The 22,595-nt window shown below is 62.5% G+C and carries 19 protein-coding genes, 1 tRNA gene and 2 pseudogenes; 16 read left to right on the top strand and 6 right to left on the bottom strand.

Going from position 1 to position 22,595, the window contains the following annotated elements:
* Positions 1-3: 3 nt before the first annotated feature.
* The 3 genes and pseudogenes from OQF71_RS03410 to OQF71_RS03420 form a co-directional block, all read left to right on the top strand.
* A complete protein-coding gene (locus OQF71_RS03410; RefSeq protein ID WP_280585808.1) occupies positions 4-669 on the top strand; it encodes a hypothetical protein in 666 nt (221 codons plus the stop codon).
* 96 nt (positions 670-765) lie between these two features.
* Positions 766-837: transfer RNA gene (locus OQF71_RS03415), tRNA-Thr, on the top strand.
* 99 nt (positions 838-936) lie between these two features.
* Positions 937-1,077, top strand: a pseudogene (locus tag OQF71_RS03420) (IS5/IS1182 family transposase); the annotation flags it as partial.
* A 62-nt stretch (positions 1,078-1,139) separates the two neighbouring features.
* On the opposite strand, the gene OQF71_RS03425 reads toward OQF71_RS03420, so the two are convergent.
* The 5 genes from OQF71_RS03425 to OQF71_RS03445 are packed head-to-tail and all read right to left on the bottom strand — an operon-like array spanning position 1,140 to position 8,437.
* Entirely contained in the window at positions 1,140-2,219 is a 1,080-nt protein-coding gene (locus OQF71_RS03425) for an ATP-binding protein (RefSeq protein ID WP_280585810.1), read from the bottom strand.
* Complete coding sequence (locus OQF71_RS03430) at positions 2,212-2,631, bottom strand: response regulator (RefSeq protein WP_280585812.1); 420 nt, start codon at positions 2,629-2,631, stop codon at positions 2,212-2,214. Before OQF71_RS03430 ends, OQF71_RS03425 begins: the two co-directional genes overlap by 8 nt.
* A gap of 28 nt (positions 2,632-2,659) precedes the next feature.
* Entirely contained in the window at positions 2,660-7,063 is a 4,404-nt protein-coding gene (locus tag OQF71_RS03435) for a PAS domain S-box protein (RefSeq protein ID WP_280585813.1), read from the bottom strand.
* Positions 7,060-8,034: a winged helix-turn-helix transcriptional regulator gene (locus OQF71_RS03440; RefSeq protein ID WP_280585815.1), complete on the bottom strand. Its 975-nt coding sequence runs from the start codon at positions 8,032-8,034 to the stop codon at positions 7,060-7,062. The genes OQF71_RS03435 and OQF71_RS03440 overlap by 4 nt, the downstream gene beginning before the upstream one ends.
* Positions 7,964-8,437, bottom strand: a complete 474-nt coding sequence (locus OQF71_RS03445) for a hypothetical protein (RefSeq protein ID WP_280585816.1) — start codon at positions 8,435-8,437, stop codon at positions 7,964-7,966. The genes OQF71_RS03440 and OQF71_RS03445 overlap by 71 nt, the downstream gene beginning before the upstream one ends.
* A 427-nt stretch (positions 8,438-8,864) precedes the next feature.
* Between OQF71_RS03445 and OQF71_RS03450 the strand changes: the two genes are divergently transcribed.
* The 12 genes and pseudogenes from OQF71_RS03450 to OQF71_RS03505 all read left to right on the top strand — a co-directional run bounded on the left by OQF71_RS03450 (position 8,865) and on the right by OQF71_RS03505 (position 20,343).
* Positions 8,865-10,694 (top strand): PAS domain S-box protein, encoded by a 1,830-nt coding sequence (locus OQF71_RS03450; protein WP_280585817.1) that lies wholly within the window; start codon positions 8,865-8,867, stop codon positions 10,692-10,694.
* A gap of 449 nt (positions 10,695-11,143) precedes the next feature.
* Positions 11,144-11,734 (top strand): hypothetical protein, encoded by a 591-nt coding sequence (locus OQF71_RS03455; RefSeq protein ID WP_280585818.1) that lies wholly within the window; start codon positions 11,144-11,146, stop codon positions 11,732-11,734.
* 65 nt (positions 11,735-11,799) lie between these two features.
* Positions 11,800-12,867, top strand: a complete 1,068-nt coding sequence (locus OQF71_RS03460; protein ID WP_280585819.1) for a signal peptidase I — start codon at positions 11,800-11,802, stop codon at positions 12,865-12,867.
* Complete coding sequence (locus OQF71_RS03465; protein WP_280585820.1) at positions 12,864-13,676, top strand: hypothetical protein; 813 nt, start codon at positions 12,864-12,866, stop codon at positions 13,674-13,676. Before OQF71_RS03460 ends, OQF71_RS03465 begins: the two co-directional genes overlap by 4 nt.
* A 319-nt stretch (positions 13,677-13,995) precedes the next feature.
* On the top strand, positions 13,996-14,991 hold the full coding sequence (locus OQF71_RS03470) for a DUF5305 family protein (protein WP_280585822.1): 996 nt from the start codon (positions 13,996-13,998) through the stop codon (positions 14,989-14,991).
* A gap of 223 nt (positions 14,992-15,214) precedes the next feature.
* Complete coding sequence (locus tag OQF71_RS03475) at positions 15,215-15,850, top strand: hypothetical protein (RefSeq protein ID WP_280585823.1); 636 nt, start codon at positions 15,215-15,217, stop codon at positions 15,848-15,850.
* A gap of 25 nt (positions 15,851-15,875) precedes the next feature.
* Positions 15,876-16,886 (top strand): A/G-specific adenine glycosylase, encoded by a 1,011-nt coding sequence (locus OQF71_RS03480; protein ID WP_280585824.1) that lies wholly within the window; start codon positions 15,876-15,878, stop codon positions 16,884-16,886.
* A gap of 170 nt (positions 16,887-17,056) precedes the next feature.
* Positions 17,057-17,890, top strand: coding sequence for a type IV toxin-antitoxin system AbiEi family antitoxin (locus tag OQF71_RS03485; protein ID WP_280585826.1), 834 nt, complete (start codon positions 17,057-17,059; stop codon positions 17,888-17,890).
* Positions 17,890-18,690 carry a nucleotidyl transferase AbiEii/AbiGii toxin family protein gene (locus tag OQF71_RS03490; protein ID WP_280585827.1) on the top strand — a complete coding sequence of 267 codons (801 nt, stop codon included), beginning with the start codon at positions 17,890-17,892 and terminating at the stop codon, positions 18,688-18,690. Before OQF71_RS03485 ends, OQF71_RS03490 begins: the two co-directional genes overlap by 1 nt.
* Positions 18,691-18,757: 67 nt before the next feature.
* A pseudogene (locus OQF71_RS03495) lies at positions 18,758-19,231 on the top strand (A/G-specific adenine glycosylase); the annotation flags it as partial.
* Positions 19,232-19,296: 65 nt separating this feature from the next.
* Positions 19,297-19,695, top strand: coding sequence for a DUF5778 family protein (locus OQF71_RS03500; RefSeq protein ID WP_280585828.1), 399 nt, complete (start codon positions 19,297-19,299; stop codon positions 19,693-19,695).
* Between the two features lie 24 nt (positions 19,696-19,719).
* Positions 19,720-20,343, top strand: a complete 624-nt coding sequence (locus tag OQF71_RS03505; RefSeq protein WP_280585829.1) for a CocE/NonD family hydrolase — start codon at positions 19,720-19,722, stop codon at positions 20,341-20,343.
* Between the two features lie 160 nt (positions 20,344-20,503).
* Here the strand turns inward: OQF71_RS03505 and OQF71_RS03510 are convergent, their stop codons facing one another.
* The gene (locus OQF71_RS03510) at positions 20,504-20,833 is read right to left on the bottom strand and encodes a transcription factor S (protein ID WP_280585831.1); all 330 of its coding nucleotides are present in this window, start codon (positions 20,831-20,833) and stop codon (positions 20,504-20,506) included.
* Positions 20,834-21,184: 351 nt separating this feature from the next.
* Here OQF71_RS03510 and cofH point away from each other — a divergent pair.
* On the top strand, positions 21,185-22,595 hold a 1,411-nt coding region (cofH, locus tag OQF71_RS03515; RefSeq protein ID WP_280585833.1), incomplete at its 3' end, for a 7,8-didemethyl-8-hydroxy-5-deazariboflavin synthase subunit CofH.

Consider the following 22,595-nt stretch of genomic DNA (forward strand, 5'->3'; position numbering starts at 1 on the left):
GTAATGGACGATGCCGCGCGAGCGCGTGAGGCCGCACACGAGGCGCTCGCGGACGTCGAGCCCGAACAGCTGCGCGAGGCCCTCGAACGCCGCATCCTCGACGCCGCCGTGACGCCCGGAGTGCTGGCGCTGGTCACGGCCCGCGCAGTCGACCCCGGCGTGAGCCTCGACGAGGTCGTCGACCGGGCGGCAGGCGTGCAGCTCATCTACGAGGGACTCCGGCTCACCCGGACGGTGGCCCACGAGGAGCCGTGGGTGACCGCGCCGACCCGCGAGACCGACATCGACGCGGACATGGACGTGCTCACGGCCGACGTGCTCGTCTCGCGCGGCTTTTCGCTTCTGGCGTGTACCGACGCGGCCGGCGCCGCGGTCGAGGTCGTGCGCGCGTTCGGCCGTGACCAGACACTCCGCGACCGCGAGGGGACCGACCCCGCGGCGGCGACCGCGCTCGACCGGAGCCTGGAGGTCGACGCCCTCGAACTGGCGGTCGTCGCCGGCACCACGGCCGCCGGCGGCGACCCGCCCGAGGAGCTGCTGACGTACGCCCGCGAGCTGGCGGCCGACTACGACGGCGAGTTCCCGCCGCCGGGGCGCGCGCTCCCGGAGGCGACCGCCGATCGGATCGCGGACATCTCGGACCGTGCCGTGAGCGCGACGGACCGGTGAGGTCGCCCGACGGCGACAGGACGGTGTGTGTCTCCGTGTCGGGACGCCCCCGAATCGAAACCACTAAAGTCGACTCCCGTCAACGACTGATTGCGCGCCTGGGTAGCTTAGCGGTAAAGCGCGTCCTTGGTAAGGACGAGACCCCGAGTTCAAATCTCGGCCTAGGCTCTCTTTGGCTGTTACGTCCGGTAGTTACTGGGTTCTTCGTCGGTGAAACAATGTACACCACGCAAGAACGAGTACCCGGTGTGTTTGAATCCACGCACGAAAAGGGTCTCTCGGACAACGCGGTCGATGGTGAAGCGTACACTCGGTCACGCGGTGCGGGCCCGACCGTGTGACCGCGGATTTCGTGGTATCGTTCTGACGTGTGCGGCCTACAACATCAGGCGAGCGATGAAACGGTGAGAGTAGACGCAGTCCGGCGATTCACCGGAGCCGTTCGCGGACAATACTGCCAAGGTGGCCGGCTACGTTTCGAGAGTGACGGTAAAGACGCTTCCCGCTGGATCGTTATCTTCGAGCGTAACCGACCCGTTGTACATTGTGACGAGCGTGTCGACGAGATAGAGGCCGATACCGGAGCCAGAGCTTTCAAGCCCCATCTCGCCGCGACCAAAGATCTCGTTTTTCTGACTGTCGGGAACGCCCGGTCCGTTGTCGGCGATCTGCACGGAGACGGTCTCCTCGTTCTCTTCGACGTGGACGGTGATGTCAGGCTTCGGTTTGTCGTTGTGCGAGACCGCATTGTTCAGGAGGTTCCGAAACACTGACGAGAGGAGATCCGTCGCGGTGACGGTGAGTCCGCTGTGGAGGTCACCCGTCAGGGTGATCGTGGCGTTGTCGTAGGCCGACCGCGCTTTCTCGATCTCGTTTGTGAGTACGCTTTCGAGGTCGACGGGGTGAAGTTCAGGGTCACTCGTTCCTTCCAAGACGTCGAGGAAATCACCGACCGTCTCGGTGATGCTAGTGATGTGTTCGCCTGCGTTCAGCATCCGATCGAGATAGGTTTGGCCCTCCTCGTCGACGTGGGGTTCGAGCCCGTCGCCCCAGCCCAAAATCACGGCCACGTCGTTTCGGATGTCGTGACGAACGACTTGGTTTAACAGTGCCAGCTCGGCGTTCCGCTGCTGGAGTTGCTGTTGTTGTCGTTCCCGCCGAGTCGCATACTGAAGGGTCTGTTGGAGCAGTCGAGGTGAGAGATCGCCCTTGACGAGGTAGTCTTGGGCCCCGTGTTCGACCGCATCGACTCCGACGCGTTCGTCGTCGAGTCCGGTCAGGACGACAACCGGTGTTGACCCGCTCATTCCAAGCATCTCGTCGAGTGTCTCGACACCGGAACTGTCCGGGAGGCCGAGGTCCAACAGGATGATATCGATGTCGTCAGTGGCGGTCTTCCGAGCGCTCCCCAGGCGGTCTACGTGTTCGATTACCGGTGTGTCGGCATCGATGTCTGGCCATGACTGTTCGGTGACATACTCTTTGATCAGACGGGCATCAGCTGGATTATCCTCGACGAGGAGGATGTGTGTGAGATTTGGATTACTCATTGGCTGTTGATCGGGTGGCAGTGACGACCCAGAAGTTGACGGTGGCGTCGATCATCTCAATGTAATCGTCTGGATCTGTTGGCTTCGTTATATACGCGTTTGCCGATAATTCGTAACTGCGGTTGATGTCGTCGGGGTTCTCCGAACTCGAGACGATCACGACGGGGACGTCTCGGAACGCGGACTCGTTGCGGACGACCTCCAGCAGATCGAATCCCGATTTTCCTGGAAGGTTCAGGTCTAAGAGTATTAAATCCGGGTGGTCTTCCGGGCTATCAGCGTCGATTGCGGTGAGTTTATCCGCCGCCTGTTGCCCACTGTTGAGAACGTGGAGGGCGAGTTCGATATCGGCGGCGTCGACGCCCTCCCTGACAAGCCGGATGTCGGCCGGATTGTCCTCGATAGCAAACACGTGTGGAACCGACGAGTTGGCTGTCGATTTATTCATTCGTATCAGCCCCAGTTGGCAGGGAGATACGAAACGTCGACCCCTCTCTTGGTCGGGATTCAACGGTAATCTCGCCGCCGTGACGATCGACGATCTTCCGGCAGATTGACAGCCCGATTCCCGTTCCCTCGAACTCCTCGCGGGTGTGGAGCCGTTGGAACACCTCGAAGATTTCGTCGATCTGGTCGGCTTCCATCCCGATGCCGTTATCGGCAACGTCGAAGGTTACCATCCCGTCGTGGTGGCTCACTGAGATGTCGATTTCCGGTTGCTCCGTATTGTATTTGATGCCGTTTTCGACGAGATTCTGGAACAGTTGGGAGAGCTGGTTTGCATCACCGAAGACCGTGGCCTCAGTTGCCGGTAGCGACACGGTGGCGTCGGTTTCGGTGATTTTGACATCGAGGCTGGCGGTGACGCGCTCGAAGAGTTCCGAGATGTCGATCACCTCAAAAGACTCCCCGCGAGTATCGACCCGCGAGTAGGCCAACAGCGCCTGAATCATGTTTCGCATCCGGTCGGCCCCGTCGACCGCGAACTCGATGAACTCGGCGGCGTCGTCGTCGAGGTCATCGCCGTACCGCCGGTCCAACAGCGTGAGGTAGCTCGATATCGTTCGTAGTGGCTCCTGTAAGTCGTGAGAGGCCGCATACGCGAACTGTTCGAGTTCCTCGTTGGACTGCTTGAGTTGTTGTTGGGTTTCACGGAGGACCGTTTCGCGCTCTGCACGGGTCAGAGCGGCTTCGACGGTCGACGAGAGCACTTCGAGGAGGTTGAAATCCGTTTCGGAGAAATCTCGGTTTTCGGCCGAGCCGGCGATCATGACCCCGTGGTCGCCCAGCGGCACGATGGCTTCGGAGTTGAGATCTGTCTCCTCGTTGTGCAGCCCGTCGACCGCGCTGAGATCGTCGTATATCTGAACGGTACCGGCTTCGAACGCGTCCCACGCGAGTGCCGTCCCCCGTTCGAAGGTCGGCTGCTCGCCGATGTACTCGCTGGCCTCCTCAGTTATCACCTCCGGAACGAGCGTCTCACGTTCCTCGTCGTACCACCAGACACCGGTCATCGGCATCTGCAGGATCGATTTGGCGCTTTCAACCGCGATGGATGCGATCTGTGACGTGGACGGCACGGCCATGAGTCGTTGGGCCGTCTCGTTGATCTCGTGCAGCTTCGTCTCGAAGGACTCCGTGGCGAGTTCGTGGCTGGCCCACTGTACGAGTAGCTTCACGAACGCGCGCTCCGTGTCAGTGAACTCGTGCTCACGAGCGTGTTGATCGGCGAAACAGAGCGTGCCGTACATCTCGCCGTCAACGGTGACGGTCCCGCCGATATAACAGCCGAGATCGAACCGTTTGTAGGCTGCGTCGTCTTTCCACCCTTCGGCGACCGAATCTTGAATAGCAAGTGGTCCGGCTTGCTGGATGGTCTTTCGGCAGTACGACTCCGACTTCGGGGCCGAAGCTCCCGTCCGAAGCTGAGGGTGATCGCCAACGGCCTGAATGACGTGTTGTGTGCCGTTTTCGATCTTGTTCAAGAAGCCGTACGGGATGCCGAGCCGTTCGGTCCCAAGTTCCAGTAGGGCCGTGAGTTTGGCTTCGAACCCCCGGTCGGTATCCGAGGCGATACCGGTGAGTTCCCGGACCGACTGTTCGCTTTCTCGGAGGGAACGTTCGAGGCGTTTCTGCTCGGTGATATCGCGGGCCACAGCAATGTATCGAGTGTCCCCGCCGACTTCGACCTTATTTACCCACACCTCGACAGGGAACGTCTCACCGTCCCGTCGACGGTGTCTGCCTTCCACTTTGAGGATGTCGTTCAGTTCCATTTCCGACCAGATGGAGCTGAGTTCCGACTGGTCGATCCCCGCTTCGAATTCGGCCACGTGCATCGAGCAGAGCGTCTCCCGGTCGTAACCGAGCGACTCGGCCATCGTTTCGTTGACATCGAACACGGCTCCCTCGGCGTCGTGAATCACGATGCCGTCCGGAGAGTTGTCGAACAGGGCTCGAATGCGGGTTCGCTGTCGCATGAGTTCCTGTTCGCGCTCCTTTTGAGCAGTGATATCCCGGTTCGTGCAGATCAACTCACCGCTGTCGAGAATCGAGAGGCCGAGGTCTTGGTGGACAAGGGTCCCGTCCTGCTTTCGGCCGCGGGTTTCGCCTCGCCACGACCCGGTTTCGGTGAGTTCCGGAAACACTTGGGTTTCGATCCGTTCGATCTCGGCGTCACCGTAGAGGTCTCGCCACTCGCAGCCGAGCAGTTCCTCGGGGTCATACTCAAAGATGTCGGCGTGGGCTTGGTTCATATAGACGTACTCGTCGCCATCAAGGATGGCAATACCGTCCATCGCCACCTCCATGGCCGCCGCTTGGAGCTCTATTTCTGCATCACGCTCTTTTCGCTCGGTGATATCGGTCGCGATCCCGACCAGTCGACGCGTCGTGTTCGTCCCGGCGTGCAGTTCGGCGCGGGCTTCGATCCACAGCTGCGTCCCATCGTCTTGTTCGATGCGGTACTCCACTTGCAGCGTGTCGCCGTCCGCGGTTACCGATTCGAGTGATTCCCGTACCGTAGGGACATCGTCGGGATGAACGGGCTCTAAGAACTCCTCGTAGGTCCCGTCGGACGCGCCGGGTTCGAGACCGAACAGCTGTTCCATGGATTCCGTCCAGACCACGTCCTCGGTCTCCAGATTCAACTCCCAGACGCCCGCGTTCGTGGCCTCCAAGGCAACGGTGAGTCGCTGTGATATCTCTTCGAGTTCTCGTTCCCGCTGTTTGGCGTCTGTGACGTCGGTTGCAACGCCGAGTACGGCCTCCCTGTCGTGGTCGACGGGATCGTACGGGATTTTCGTCGTCTGTAGGGTTACCGTCTCGCCGTCGGCTTTCGTCAGCGGCTCTTCGGGGATCACTTTTTGCTCGCCCGAATTGATGACCGCGAGATCGTCTTCTTGGAACTGTTTGGCTTCGGCTTCCGACGTGACGAAATCGGCGTCGGTCGAGCCTTCGACCTCTTCGACGGTCGACCCGTAGGCGTCGGCAAGCGCCTGATTGACCAGGATGTACTCGTTGTCCCTGTCCTTAGCGAACACCAACTGTGGCAACAGGTCGATGATCTGGCGCAGCCGGTCGCGATTTGCGGCCGCCCGCTGTTTGTTCTGCCGTCGACTCAGTTCCTTGCCGATCCACTGGGCGAAGATACGCACCACCGTGCGTTCGCCCTCCGTGAACGGTCGCTGACGTGCGGCTGTCTGTGAGAAGTTGAGCGTACCGTACCGCTCGCCGTCGACAACCACCGAGGTACCAATGTACGATTCGAGACCCTGAGACTGGTAGGCCGGATGGGCCGCTAGCTCGCTGTCGCCGGCGTTGGCCACGGCCACCAGTTCCTCGGTGTCGATGACGAGATCACAGAACGTCTCACCGAGGTCGAACTGATCGCCCGGCCGGATCGCGTCGTCCGGTGCGGTGACTCTTTCGGCGGTGTACTCGTCGCCGTCGATGGTCGAGAAAATGCCGAGGTCGAGTCCCAGATACTCACTGCCGACCTCGAGAATTGCGTCGATCCGTTCGCCGACCGACCGGTCATCGTCGGTCGAAATGTCGTGAAACGCTGCGAGCGCGTCGTTGTGGGATTCAAGCGCCTGTTCGTACTCGATCTGCGCGCTGACATCTCTGATCGAGCCGAGAAACGCCAGCGTATCGTTGTCCGGGGCTTTGAGCGCCGTCCCGAAGGTTTCACCGGTGAACGTCGTTCCGTCGGCTCGCTCGTATTCGCTCAGATACGTCTCCTCGCGCACGGGGGCCTGGTCGTTGAACCGCCGGTCTCCTTGGCGGTCGTACTCCGCTTCATCGGCGTAGAGGAGGCGCGTCTCCTCGCCGATCACTTCGGTTGTCTCGTAGCCGAACAGCCGTTCAGCCGCTGGATTAAACTCGGTGATCCGGCGGTCGGTGTCGGCAACGATGAGGGCGTCTTCGGTCTCCTTGAAGACGGTCTCGAACAGCCGACGTTGCCGCTGTGCGTCGATTCGTTCGCTGCGCTCATCGGAGATATCGTAAAAAAACGCCGTGGCCCCGTTTTCGTCCGGATAGATGCACACCTTGACCCAACGGTCGAGCTCCTCTTGGTAGCTTTCGAACCGGGTCGACGTCTGTGTCGACAGCGCCTGCTGGAGTTCCTCCTCGACGGTTGTCTCACTGATATCCGACAGGGCCTCCCAGACGTCTCGGCCGAGTAGTTCGTCGGGTGACCGTTCCAACATCGCTGCCGCCCGTTCGTTGACGAAGGTGAATTCACCGTCGCCGTTGAGTGCACAGATCGCCTCGTCGACGCGACCCAGTATCTTCCCGGGCGTGCAGTCTTCGACCGAGTTGTCGGTTATATCAGCGCTCATTCGGCGCCTCCGATCGGGAGGCGTTCGATCGCCTCGGCGTCGACATCGTCGAGATCGATGCCCGTGGATTCGAGTTCATCGAGTCGGCTCCGGAGGCGCTGATACAGCTCGTTCGTTTCGAGAGTTTCCTCGGGGTACTCGACCTGTAACAGCGCGAGTTTCGACCGAATCCCGAGATACTCTTGCAGTTCCGTACTGTACTCTCGGCGGTCGAAGAGATCCGCGACCACTGCGTGGAGTTCGTCTTGGCGAACGGGTTTCGTAAGGTACTCGTCGAACTCCATGTCGAGAATCTCGAAGTCGGGATCTTCGGAGGTCACCATGACGACGCGGATGTCGTACCGTTGAGACCGAATCCAGTCGAGAACTTCTCCGCCGGAGAGGCCCGGCATTCGGCGATCCAAGACGACGACACCGACGTCGGTGTCGAGATTCCGGAGCGTCTCTTCGCCGTCATTGGCTGTCCGGACGGTGTAGTCGTTTTCCAGCCAAGCGGTGTGCATCGTGTTGATGCGCTTGTTGTCGTCAGCGACCAAAACGACCTGTTCGGTCTCCGGTTCGGCGAGATGGGTTTCGCCCCAGTCGGCGAGCGATTCGATCACGTCGTCAAGCTCTTTGCCCCGCTCGGTTAGCGTGTAGTTGACGCGGAGCGGACTCTGGCTGATCTCGTGACGCTCGATGATCTCGTACTCTCGGAGATCTGTCAGCGCGTCGGTCAGTACCTTCGCAGAGATACCATCGAGCCGACGCTCGAGGTCACTGAATCCGAGGCCGTCGTCGTTGGACAGACAGCGGACGATAGCCGGATGCCACTTTTTCGAGAGCAGGGAGACACTGTCGAGAAGCGACTCCGGAACCACTGGTGTCTCGTTTGTGTGTGAATCAGTCATATTCATACATCTACTCAGCAGAATATAAGGACTCTGCCGGATACTCCGCCCACTCGAACCAGAACTGTTCGATCGATCCAATGAGGTCGACGTATCTCTCAGACGTTTGCGGGATCTTGACATGTGCGTTCCCGCCGGCCTCGTACGTCATGTCGACATTACTCTCGTCGGGGTTGAGGACGATCACGGGCAGTGTTTCGAGACGCGGGCTGGATTTGATCGCATGAAGGACGGTCATCCCGTCGGGCAGCTCGAAATCGAACTGCAGCAACACGAGGTCCGGCCGTGGCTGGTCGACTGACGGTTCACCGTCGCTGGTATCAGTAAGCCACTGGATTGCTTCCCGACCGTCGGTGACGACATCGATGTCGACCGGCCGAGTACAGGACTCGTCACACGCTTCCTGCAGATTTATCGGGGGCGTTCCGACAAACAGGACACGCAGTTTTTCGCCGTCTTGGCTCTGTGCGACGTTCGGAACCATTAGATAACCGCCCGCTTGGGGAAGCATTCCAACTGATGATACATTGCTGAAACGTCTTCGAACCTCGTATATATAACGTCGCTAACTTCGAGGTAATCGAGGTACTTACCGTTAGCTTAGCCACTGAGATGTACGTTAGTAGGGTACTTACCGCAGTGTTCGCCCACGTTTATGTATACCAGACACCCCCTTTGTGTATGATCATACGGTACTTATCCGCAGACTCGGTGCACACCCGACGGTGTGATTCAGAGCCGTGCGCGGCGGGGAAGCGGAGGCGCTCGTCTCGACGCCGTGTGACCATCGATCGCCCACCCAACCAGCCGACCACACGCACCGTCAGTGCCGAACAGATAACTCCGCCTGTCGAGACAGGAGCGTCTCACGACGGGGTCGACGACCGGTGTTAGACGGGAAGTCAACTCAGATGAGTAGCGCTAACCCCACTGTTCACACAGCACGAAACCGGCTTGACGAGATTGTTCGCCAAGACACGTCCACTCAACAGAAAGCGACGGACGCACTCGACCTTGGGATCGAGTATCTGGGGGCCGACTTCGGCTACCTCGCGGTGACCGACGAGCAATTCAACTACTGGGAGCCGATCGTTAGTACGGAAATACCCGAGGGCGTCCCGGAGCACAGCCCCCGCGAGCTCTCGACTACCTACTGTCGGCGAACAACTGAGGATGACACGCAGATCGCTCTCCACGACCTCCCAAATCAGGGGTTTGCCGACGATCCGGGGTATCAAACGTTCGGCTGCCACTGCTATCTCGGCACGCCGCTCATCGTCGACGGAACACAGCGTGGGACAGTGTGTTTTGTTTCCGAAGAGCCACGGAGCAGGCCGTTTGATGACGCGGAGCTGCTGTTTGCAGAACTGTTGGCGCGAGTGCTGGGAGACGAATTTAAATGCGATCGGAAAGAGAAGAAAATTCGAAATCAGGCCAACCTCACGACCGTTCTCAGCCGGATTCTTCGGCACAATCTCCGGAACAACTTGACGGTTATCCGAGGGCACGCCCAAGCGATGGCCGACCAGTTGGAGTCCGAGCTCCGTAGCGACCTGATTCTCAAAAACGTCGACAAACTCATCAAGCTAGGCGACAAGGCCCGCACCCTCGAGTCGGTTATCGATCAGACGGCCTCGCGGGAGCCGACCGATATCGGCGCACTCGCTGCGCGTGTCGTTAGCACGGCCGACGACGAGACCCCTGCGGCGTCGATCACTGTCGACGCCAGCGAGGGACTCACGACACCAGTCCGTCCGAACTTCGAACGGGCGCTCAAAGAGCTACTCGACAACGCTGTCAAACACGGCGGGGACAGTCCGACCGTCGCTGTCGAGGTCGAACAGACGCCGACTGCGGTTGCGGTTCATGTCACCGACGACGGACCGGGGCTTCCTCGACAGGAACGGGACGTACTCGAAAACGAGGCCGAAACACCGCTTGTCCACGGCAGCGGTCTCGGCCTCTGGATCGTCCACTGGATCGTCACCGGCCACGGTGGCACTGTCGAGTCGACGGTGACCGCGGACGGAACCAGGATGACCGTGTCGGTTCCGCAAGCCACAGAGCCGCCTGCCGACTCGATGCCGACGGGACAGGATCGGGTTCCGGAATGCACGCGGGCACGCGATCAGTACCGGGCAGCCTTCGAGGAGTCGAACGATGCGATGGTAATCACCGACGACGACGGGCGAATTATCGACGCCAACTCGACGGCGGCCGATCTCTACGGCGCCACCAAGGAGGCACTGCTCGGTCAGTCGGTCCCCGAGCTCCTCCCGGACGACTTCGATTTCGACGCCACGTGGGAGTCGTTCCTCGCGAACGGAACCACGCGTGACACGATGACGATCGTCGACGGTGATAGGTGCGAACGGACCGTCGAGTACACCGGAACCGCGAACATCGTCCCCGGCCAACACCTCTTCGTTTCCCGCGACATCACCGATCGCGTCGAACAGCAGTCCGAACTCCGGGCAAAAGCGCGGGCGACGGACGACGAACCGACCGGAATCACGATCGGAGACACCAGTGTGAGCGGTAATCCACTGAGACATGCGAACGAGCGGTTCTGCGAGCAATTCGGCTCCGACAAATTCGAAGTTCTCGGGCGGAACTGCCGGTTCCCGCAGGACGAAGAGATCAACGCCGAGGCACTCGACAGAATCCGGCAGTCGATTTCCAACCGGGAGCCGATCACCGAGACGGTACGAGACTACTGCGAGGACGGAACAGAGTTCTGAACCCGCCGGACGATCGCATCGGTCGAAGAGGAGCGGGGATGGCTCGGGAACCGCGTCGGGTTCCGAGACGGCGGAATGAAATGTCGGTGGCGTCGTGGGTCACTCTCGGGGGTATTCGGGGTTTGTCCCGATCGTGAATCGGACTCGCCGCGTCCACGCTGAGCCCGTCAAAGACGACGTGAGGGTCGGCGTTTGATCGCGGAATTCGATTGACTCGAGGAGCCTCAGCACGACGCTCGTTCCGATCTGCAATTCTCCCTCGAAGAGGTCAGCCGTCGAGTACACCAGCGACGGTCGACGTTTGTGTCGACCCCCGCTGTTCGGATCGCAGGGCCGACGCTCCCGCGCGGGACCGTCGATCTCGGCTCCCACTTACCACCGGGTAACACGGCTGCTAACTTATCAGTTAGCTTATGTATATACGTGGCGCTCACATTGAATTGCATGTAATGTCACAGCTTACGAAAACGCTGCTCGTTGCCGGAGTGCTCCTTGTCGCTGGGGTCTCCGTTGGCACGAGTGCGTTCACCACGGCACAGGTCGACCGGCAAGCAAACGTTGACGTCGTCGCCGACGAGGCCGGACTGCTCGGCCTTACCGACGGCACTTCCGGCGAGTTAGTGTTCCAAGACGGTGAAGGCCAGCTCGGCATCGACTTCACCGCGGGCACGGCAGGCGGCGCGAACACGAACGCGCTGTTCGAACTGGGCAACCCCGCCGACCCGACCGCCTCACAGGCGTTCATGATCACGAACAACGACGTCGAGTCCCACGTGATCGAGACCGAATACAGAGCCAACACCACTGACGCCACCGCCGAGGACAACCTCAAGTTCGAGGTCTACGACGGCAGTGGCACTCTCGTCGACACGATCAGCGCCTCGGGCACGACCGCATCGTGGAGCGCTCCGGCCAACACCACCTACTACGTCGTCGTCACTGTCGATACGGGCCACAGCTCCGACCTTCTCGGTCCGAATGCGGACCTCTCGGGGACGCTCGGATTCAGCATCGACGACACCGTCGAAGGTGGCGCCTAATTCCGTCGCAAGCAGCTACTGAGTAACCGCGCCGACCGCCTCCATTTCCGACGTTCCAGACACCAATGATACACAAAGCTGGCATCGCTGTCGGGCTCTTGGTCCTCGTAGCACTTGCCCTGCCAGCCGGAGCACCTGTCCAGATTTCGTACGTCTCCTCGGACAGTATGTCGCCGACAATCGACACCGACGAGGGGTACGTCCTCGTCCCGGTCGAGACAGTTCAGCCCGGAGATGTCATCACGTTCTACTCCGAGGAGCGGTCAACGTACGTAACACACCGGGCGACACAGGTGACTCCTGACGGTATCGTCACCAAGGGCGACGGTAACCCCTCGACTGACCAAGCGTCGGGCTACTCCCTCGTCAGTCCGTCCGACGTGTCGGGAAAACTCCTAACGCTCGGAGGGAGTCTGGTCGTCATCCCGTATCTCGGAACGGTGATCGGGGCGATCACGAGCTACTGGTATCTGGTCGCGGGCGCACTCGCTGCCTACCTGCTGACCAGTTCGGGGTCCGACAGACGGAGGACGCGGAAAAACGTCCTCAGGAGTCGGGAGGTCGTTCTCCCGGTGCTGGTGTTGGTGATCGTTGTGAGTGTCGCGTTCGTCTCGATGGGGGCCGTCGGGCAGACGGAGGTCTACACAGTCACCGAACAGCCGACCCCGCTCCCGTCGACGCTGACGGTCGGCGAGAGCGAAACCGAATCGATCTCACTCCAGATGACAACATCGCCGTTCGCACACGTCGTCACCGAGGCCCACGGAATGGAAATCGTCCGCACGACACTGGAGCCAGGCGTGGCTGACGGCAGCCAACCGCCGGGGGAGGCCGCCGGCTGGCTTCCATGGCAACCGTTCGAGTCGTCGAGCCGGACCGTCGAGACCCGGATTACGGCGCCGGAGACCGCGGGGTCCCACTCGACGAGCATCCGGATACATCCCTACCCTGCGACGCTGCCGGAGGGTATCATCACACTGCTCCACGAGATACACCCGCTGGTCGCGGCGATCGCGACCGTGGTGACCGGCGTCCTGCCACTGTACGTCATCTACTGGCTGCTCGTCGACTCGACAGTGCCGCTTCGGAGCAGTCGAAGTCGGCTTGAGCGCACGTTCGGAGGTCGTCGATGACCCTCGGTCGACGGTCACGCTCGCGGTCTCGAAACGGAGGCGGCAGTTGGGCACTGCTCCTCGTCGTCGGGGTCGTAATCGGGCTTCTCGTCTCCGGGTTCGTGGCCGCACCCTCAGTGGCGTTCACGACTGGCTCGGTCGATCGTGGAGCCGCGGCCCCGGTTGTAGATGACACCGGTGGCTTCCTCGGTATCGATGTCACAGACAGCGTACGGGCAGGCGGTGAGGACCGGCTCGTCACCGTGACGAACCAACTCAATCGAACACTGACTGTCGACGTGTCTGCGTCGGCCGCATTGTCGAACAGTCGAGCAACGCTCGGCCCTGGCGACTCGATTACGACGGCGGCCAGCGTTAGCTGTGAGTCTCCGCAGAGCGAACTGACCGTGACGATTTCCGCGAACGCAAACGGACAGTTCAGCGGGCGTGCCACTCGATCGACGACGGTCGATACGAGCGGCTGTGCGGACTCGACGCTCGTCTTCGGGAACACCGAGATCGTCGATCAGACGACGAGCGCTAAGGGGGGAAAAGCGGAGTACGCCGTCAGCTACACCGTCGCGAACGACACGGGCTCGTTCGATCGGGTCGGAGTCGAGATCAGGAATCTCGACCGGAGTGACGGCGTAATAACCAGAGAGTCGAGTGCACGGAGCGACACGATCAGCTTCAAAAGTGGCGGTCAGCGAACCGGTGAGCGCTTCGAGATCACGGTTCGGCTGTTCGACAGCACTGGCGAGGTCCAGAGCGAACGCATCGTGGTCACGGATAGGGCCGACGGCAGTGGAACGGTGAACGAATCGACGTGAGCTGGGAGAGCGTCGTGATCGTCCGCTGCGGTGAGGCCTCCGACTGACTTACCCGGCGGTAAGTGGCCCGCTCACAGTCGGGTTAGCATACACTTTTTGACACGTATGCCGGTTGTAGTAGTATGAACGAACGGTTCACCGTTGTGAGGTCGATCGGATGACGAGCGACCTTCAGCTTCGAGCAAAATACCTCTGTATCAAGTACTGGCACCGTCTCGTACCGGTACTGCTTCTCGTCGGCGTTATCGCAGTCGGCAGCGTTGCGGCCGGCGTCGCCTCGGAGCCGCAACCACAACCGGTCGCCGTCGAGACCGATTCGATGACCGTCGAGACGACGCTGTCGACGGAGGCGACGGTAACCGGAAACACGTCGTTGTACAATCGGAGCGAGACGCTGACCGATATGCCGGTGTACCTCCGGACGGCAACCCCGGAAGTGGAGTTGATCGCCGTCACGTCGACGCCGGCCGACCGAACCGTCTCGGTCACACAGCAGGTCGTCCTCGAGCTGTCGGCAACGCGGAATGGAGAGGTCTTTTGGCGGGACTCACAGACCCTCGCTATCGATACTCAGGAGGTGACAAACGGCACCGCGCGAACCCGTACCACGCTCGATGTCCAACAGCTCGCCCGCGAACAGCTGTCGAACGTGACCACTGAAGCCGGCGACATCGGTACGATCGAAGCGCAGGTCACGGCCAACGCGCTGTACCACACCGACAGATACAACGGGCAAACGACGGCTGTGGCTCCGCTGACGGTTACCGACCGCGTGTACGAACTGCAGACCCCGCAGCGGGACCAACAGACGAACGTGACAACGATACAGCGGACCGTCGCCGGAGGCGAAACGGCGAGTGGTCTCTTCGGCTCTGGTGGCCGCGTCTCTCCGCGCGATCTGGGAACCAGTCTCGGCGGTCTCGGGGCGATAAGCCTCGCAGTGGGCGTTTGGCACACCAGACGGCAGATCGGTGATTTCGACGAGTTCCGTCGGCAGTACGAACGCGTGCGGTACGTCGAGTGGATCTCTCGGGGAACCATCCCGACGACAGGAAAATACGCTCGTGTCCCGGTCGAAGCGCTGGTCGATCTGGTCGACATCGCCATCGACTCCGAGAAGCGGGTGATTCACGACACCACGAAAGACATCTACGCCGTCGTCGACGGGAACCTCATGTACGAGTACCGTGACGGCGAGGACGGGAATACCGACGAGTTCGGATTCGCCTCGTTTACCGATTCCACACCGTCACAGTCGTTGGATCTGGATCTGGACGCGCTGGATCACGACAGGGACCAGTCGACCGAACGTTGAGACGCCGATAGGAGTTGAAAGCGCGTTGAAACCGTGTTGTCTGAAGGCGGTCGAAGAGTCGTTTTGGGGCCACGAAACGCGTCGATATCGTGTCGGTGAGAGGAAGACTCCGAGTTCAAATCACGGGCGAGGCCCGTTTCGGTTCTCTCGCGGACGGCCCTCCCTCTCAAAGCCGTCGCCGTCGGCCGCAAGCCCGATATCCCTCGCCCTCGATCCACCGACAATGACCTTCGACGAGCTGTTCGACCGCGGCGCAGCGTACGACGCGAGCGCCGAGGCGGTTCGCGCGGCGCTCGCGGAGCGCCGATCGGGCACCGGTGGCGACGACGCAGAGGGCGACATCTCCCCGCTCGACCGCGAGCCGAGCCCCGCCCGCGTCGTCGCCGACGCCGACGTACTCGCGGCGGATCTCCTCGTCGGCGGCGCGGCCCGCGAGGCGCTCGACGCGCTGCGCGCGCACTCGTGGACGACGCTCGTCGCCAGCGACGCCCTCCTCGACGACGCCGAGGCGGTGATCGCCGCGCTCGCGGACTCCGGCCTCGCGGCCGACTGGCGCGACGCGGTCGAGGCGTGGCGCGAGCCGGTCGCGCATCCCCCGGGCGACCACCCGGCGCTGGCGTCGGCGTACCGCGGCGCCGCGATGCAGGTCGTGAGCCTCGATACGTCGCTCACCGGGCCGGGAGCCGCGGCCGGGCTCCGGGACCGGATGGCGGTGAGCGTCCGCGAGCCACGGGCGTTCGCGACCGTGTTCTCGGCCGAGAGCCTCTACCCCGAGGTCGGTAGCGGCGACTACCCCGGCCCCGACCGCGACCCGCGCTCGATGGTCTCGGTCGAGCCGACCGAGGACCAGCATTCATAAACGAGCGCCGACCTGAGCACCGGTAATGACCGATCCGGACGCGGCCGCGGGAGGGTCCGTCGTCGACTGCGACGGCGGTACGCCCCTGCGCGCCGACGGCGGCACGGAGGGCCTCACCGACGGCGACGCCCCGGAGCTCCCGGCCGGCCTCGACGCGGTCCGCGAGGGACTCGTCGACTGGTACGAGGCCGACCACCGCGACTTCCCGTGGCGGCGCACCGAGGACCCGTACGCGATCCTCGTCAGCGAGGTGATGAGCCAGCAGACGCAGCTCGATCGGGTGGTCCCCGCGTGGGAGGACTTCCTCGACGAGTGGCCGACGACCGCCGACCTCGCCGCCGCCGACCGCGGCGACGTGGTCGCGTTCTGGTCCGACCACTCGCTCGGCTACAACAACCGCGCGAAGTACCTCCACGAGGCCGCCGAACAGGTCGAGGACGACTACGACGGCGAGTTCCCGGAGTCGCCCGCGGAACTGCAGGAGCTGATGGGCGTCGGCCCGTACACCGCCAACGCGGTGGCGTCGTTCGCCTTTAACAACGGCGACGCGGTCGTCGACACCAACGTGAAGCGCGTGCTCCACCGCGCGTTTGCAGAAATCCGTAATGCGGACGATCCGGACTACGAAACCGTTGCGAACGCCCTCATGCCGGCCGGAGAGTCCCGAATCTGGAACAACGCGATTATGGAACTCGGCGGCGTTGCTTGCGGGAAGAAACCACGGTGTGACGAGGTAAGTTGCCCGTGGCGCGAGTGGTGTCACGCGTACCAGACCGGCGACTTCACCGCGCCCGACGTTCCCACTCAGCCGAGCTTCGAGGGAAGCCGTCGCCAGTTCCGTGGACGGATCGTTCGGCTTCTCGGTGAACACGACGAGATGGATCTGGACACGCTTGGTCATCGGATCCGAGTGGACTACACACCTGACGGTGAGCACGGGCGAAAGTGGCTGCGAGGTCTCCTTTCGGACCTCGCCGACGACGGTCTCATCCAAGTCGAGGAAAGGGGCGATCAGATAACTGCTCGCCTCCAGTAGTCTGATTTAGGCCCGCTGAACGACTCACATACGAGAAGGCCGATTTTATTTCACACTCTATTTTGTGTCTATGTATTTTGAGCGTCTATCAAGGCGACTTTCGGTAAACCCAATCTCAACGAGTACCTTTATTTCCGTTCAGATTTAGATTCTATGTACGCTAAGCGGCTATGGAGCCCACAAACAAGAAAGACACTAAAAGAAAGAGCCTGTCAACACGTGAATCGCAGGCGCTCTCACGGCTCGCAAGCGAGGGCCAACAGATCATCACCATCGGTGACATCGCGGATGTCATGGACATCCCTCGGAAGTCAGCCAAGGATATGGCGTATACGCTCAAGGAGAAGGGCTGGCTTGAGCGGATCGCGTACGGGAAGTATCTCATCCTGCCGCTCGCTGCGGGTGAGAACGCCGTGTATACCGAACACGAGTTCGTGATCGCGTCCGCACTCGTCAAGCCGATGTACATCGGGTACTGGAGTGCGATGAACCATCACGGGCTTACAGAGCAGCTGTCCCGTACTGTGTACATCGTGACGACAGAACGCGCCCAAGAGCGTGAAATCCACGGGGTTACCTATCAACCGGTGACAGTCACTGAACAGAAGTTCTTCGGCTATCAACCGACTGCGGTTGGGTCTACCCAAGTGAATATTTCGAGTATCGAGAAAACGCTGGTCGATTGCGCTGACCATCCGGAGTTCTGTGGAGGCATCGACGAGCTTGCAAAGGCAATGCAGAACGCGGCAGAAACGCGATGCTCCTGGAAGCGGGTCGTTGAGTATCTGCGGCGAGTTGGGAACGGTGCCGCGACGAAACGAATCGTTTACCTCGCCGACCAGTTGGACATCGGTATGCCGGAGTACGACGAGCTCGTTGCGGACTTCACGACCGGGTACCCGTTGCTTGATCCGACGAGAGAAGCGAAGGGAACCCGCAACAGCACGTACCAGCTCCGCCTGAATGTCGGCCCCGAGTCGTTCCAGCCGGAGGACTTCTCATAATGATTTCCGAAGCGCACCTCCGACGGCTGGCCAGAGAGCTGGATGTTCGACTCGGCTACGCGGAGAAGAACTACGTCAATTCGTGGATCCTCTGGGCGATATACACGAGCCAGTACGGCGATAACCTGCTGTTCAAGGGCGGCACTGCGCTCAGTAAGTTGTACTTCCCGGAGACGTGGCGCTATTCGGAGGATCTTGATTTCGGTGTCGAGGGAGAGTACCAGGGGAGCGAAGCGGAGTTGCGAGACGTATTGGAAGACGCTACCAGAGCCTCCGGCATCGACTTCGAGGTGACCAAACACCGCGAGCTACAGAAAGAAGCGTATCCGACACACTACGTCGATATCGATATCCAGTACAACGCTGTTCTCGGTCACAAGAACACAACGAGTCTGGACGTGATGATCGACGAACACGTGGCGTTCGATTCGGTAAGCCATCACCACAGCTACGAAGATGTCCCCGAATTCGAGTTGGCCGCGTACAGCCTGGAGGAGATTTTCGCAGAGAAGTTGCGAGCGCTCTATCAGCGATCGCAGGCCCGTGACTACTACGATCTCTATCGGATGATTACCGAGACTGACGTTGATGACTCAGTTATTCTTCCAGCATTCACGCGAAAGTGTGAACACGACGGTCTGGACATCGACCTCGGAGATGGACTTCCCGGGGAGAAACGGGATGAAATCCGCGACGGGTGGCAGAATACCCTCCCCGACCTGGTTGCGGATCTTCCCGAGTTCAACCCAGTCTATGACACGCTCGAAGACTACATCAGCTCGATAGTAGACGAATCGTAGCCTAGATAATACCTCTCTGGAGACGGATGGCTGCGTCTTCTCCGGATCTATGGTATCTCTCGCCAACTATCGTGCGTTCGCGGTCCCCGACGACGACGCGGCGTTCGGGCGGGTCGCCTCGCGCGTGATGCCCGACGGCGAGTCACGCGTCTGGAACAACGCGATCATGGAGCTCGGGGGCGTCGCCTGCGGGACGACACCGCGCTGCGACGAGGCCGGCTGCCCGTGGCGCGGGCGGTGTCACGCGTACGAGACGGGCGATTTCACCGCGCCCGACGTGCCCGAGCAGCCGAGCTTCGAGGGGAGCCGCCGGCAGTTCCGCGGGCGCGTGGTCCGGACGCTCGGCGAGTACGACGCGCTGGCGCTCGACGAGCTCGACCCCCGGATCCGAGTCGACTACGCGCCCGACGGCGAGCACGGGCGGGAGTGGCTCCGCGGGCTCGTCGGCGACCTCGCCGACGACGGGCTGGTCGCGGTCGAGGCCGGAGAGGGGGAATCGGACGGCACGGGCGGGGACGTGGTCGTGTCGCTGCAACGGTGAGTCTCCGAGCCCGGGCCCGGCGGGGAACCGTCACCCGTTTATCACCGGAGCCAGAACGCTGACCCATGAGCGAGACCGTCGACTCCGACCTCTACACGCGGACGAAGGCCCTGCTGGAGCCGGGAGACATCGAACTCCGAGGCTGTATCGTCCACACGACGCTCGGCGGGCAGGAGGACTTGGAGATGCACGAGCTCACGGTCGCCATCAACGGCGTCATCGCCGACCACGCCGACAAGGGTGAGGCGTACATCGAGGCCGGCAACGACGATACGAGCTTCTCCTCGAACCAGTTCCAAGGCCTCACCCTCGACGGCGAGGAGTTCGTCTGGGAGTGCCAGCAGCTCCTCCGCGACGGCACCTTCGACCTGGTCTTCTACTACGAGGCCGGCGCCGACCAGGAGGCGCTCGCGGAGGACCTCGCCGCTCTCGACGACGTCGACCGCGTGACGCAGGTGCCCTGACGCGGCGGTCCGGTTTTCGAACCCGTGAGCGACACCGTCCTCATCCCCGGCGGCCGCAACGTGCGCGCGAGTCTTGACACCGCTGCGAGCGACGACGCCCGATCCGATGCGGTCGTCGTCGCCTGCCCGCCGCACCCACAGCAGCGCGGCCACCGCGGCGACGTGCGCCTGACCGCCGCGAGCGACGCGCTGAGCGAGCGCGGGATCGACTGCCTCCGCTTCGACTACGGCGACTGGGACGAGGGGTACGGCGAGAGCACGGACGCCGACAACGCGGTCGCGTGGGCGACCGCGCGCTACGAGCGCGTGGGACTCTTCGGCTTCTCGTTCGGAGGCACGGTCGCGCTCGTGACGGCCGCCTCGCGTCCCGGGCTCGTCGGCGTCTGCGCGCTCGCGCCCACCGCGCGGCTGAATCCCGACGTCGACGCGGTCATCGCCCTCGGCGGGCTCGTCGACCTCGGCGTGCCGACCCGGGTCCTGTACGCGACCCGCGACTCGACGGCCGACTGGGAGCCGGTCGTGAAGCGGGCGGAGGAGCTCGGGATCGAGACGGAGGCGTTCGAGTCGGACCACTTCTTCGTGGGGCGCGCGGGCGACGTGGGGGAGCGCGTGGCGGCGTTTTTCGGAGTGCGGCTGGACGGCGATTGATAACCGAACGCGACTGACGAGGCTGGGGAGGTGTGAGGTGTGGTCGCGGTGCGGTCGGGTGGGGCTTTGGCGGTGGGTACCGTCGATCCGTGTTCTGCTACTTATAACCGAGCGGCTGAGGGTTTGGCGGTGGTCGCCGCGAAATCGGTGAGCGATCCGATCAGTTGTACCCGCGCCAGCGCCGGCCACACTCCTTGCATTTAAAGAAGCGCGTCGGGGGCTCGTCGGCGGCGCCGGTCTGTTTGATCGTGTACCACGCCTCGCCGTGGCCGCACTCGTCGCAGACGACATCGGTCGCGGTCGGCTTCCCCTCGAAGTTCGCGCCCTCCTCGGTCTCGATCACCTCGTCGCCGGTCTGCTCCGTGGTGGACTCGAAGTCGGCGGCGAGCGCCTCGTCGCGCTCGGCGGTGCCGCCGCAGTCGTCGTTCTGACACACCATCTCCCCGTCTTGAGAGACCATCATCGAACCGCAGTCGTCACAGAACTGCATATGTACGCCGCGTACGGCGTCGAGCGGTTTAGCTTCCCTGACTGCGCTCGGGACGAGCAGTGCTATTGAGCAGATCCGTCGCATCTCTTCCTCAACGACGCGGTGATCACTGTCAACGCCCCGGCCGCTCGGCTTTCGGTGATCGACTCCTCCGCGGGGAACACCTCCCCAGCCTCGTCAGTCGTTTACGTATCGACGACGACGCTTCTCGGCGGTCGATAACCCACGTCGCCGACGGCGGTCCGTCACCTCCGTTCCCGCTGGAACCTCGCTCGCGGCGCGCATCACACTTCTGAGAAGGGGGTGTCGTGACCGTCTCGTTTTTATCCGTGGGACGGAGAGACACACGCGATGAACCCGGCGCGGGACCACGACGCGACAGACCGCGACGCCGCCGATCTCGACGACGACTTCGGCTTCGCCGAGCCGTCCACCGACCAGTCGTTCGAAAACGCCCTCGCGAAGGCCCGCGACGGCGACCGCCTCTCCGTCGACGACGCGACCGAGCTGCTCGCGACCGGCACCGACACCGAGGGGATCGACTCGGTCCGGAAGGAGGCCGTCCTCGAAGCCGCCGACCGCCGGCGCCGCGAGGAGGTCGGCGACGAAGTGACGTTCGTCGCCAACCTCAACAACAACGTCACGACCGCCTGCAACACGGGCTGTCTGTTCTGTAACTTCAAGGACTCGGCGCACGCGTTCGAGGCCGACAGCGACGCCGACCACGCCGGCTTCACCAAGACCCCCGCGGAGTCCCGCGAGGTCGTCGAGGACGCGCTCGACATGGGGATCTACGAGGTGTGTTCCGTCTCCGGCCTCCACCCCGCGCTGGCGCTGAGCGAGGAGCACCACGAGATCCTCGCCGGCTACGACGACCCGGCGAGCGAGGTGAACTACAAGCCGCCCGAGCTGTACGCCACCGATCCGGGCACCTACGTCGACCAGCTCGAGGCGATGTCGGTCGGCGGCGTCCACCTGCACTCGATGACCCCGGAGGAGGCGTACCACGCCGCCCGCGGCACCGGCTGGGAGTACGAGCGCGTCTACCGCGAGCTGGCGGCCGCGGGGCTCGACTCGGCGCCCGGCACCGCCGCGGAGATCCTCGTCGACGAGGTCCGCGACGTGATCTGCCCGGGGAAGATCCGCACCGACGACTGGGTGGCGGCGATGGAGGGCGCGATGAACGTCGGCCTCGACGTCACCTCGACGATGATGTACGGCCACGTGGAGACGGTCGCGCACCGCGCACAGCACCTGCAGGTGATCCGCGACCTCCAAGACCGCACCGGCGGGATCACGGAGTTCGTCCCGCTCTCGTTCATTCACCAGAACACCCCCCTCTACCGGCACGGCGTCGTCGACTCCGGCCCCTCGCGTGACGAGGACGAGCTCGTGGTGGCGGTCGCGCGCCTCTTCTTAGACAACGTCGACCACGTCCAAGCCTCGTGGGTGAAGTCGGGCGACGCCCACGGGCTGAAGCTGCTCAACTGCGGCGCCGACGACTTCATGGGGACCATCCTCTCGGAGGAGATCACGAAGCGCGCGGGCGGCGAGTACGGCGAGTACCGGTCGTTCGACGACTACGTCGAGATGATCTCGGCGATCGGCCGCACCCCGGTCGAGCGCTCCACCGACTACCGGACCCGCCGCCGAATCGACCCCGACGACGGCCCGCACGGGCCGCGGCTCGGGCCACGGGCCGACGGCTCTCCCATGCTCCCCGACCGATCGCCGACCGGCTCGGGGCCCGCCGGCGCGTCCG

Origin of the sequence: Halorubrum sp. Boch-26 (assembly GCF_029889805.1) — an archaeon.
Taxonomy (GTDB): domain Archaea; phylum Halobacteriota; class Halobacteria; order Halobacteriales; family Haloferacaceae; genus Halorubrum.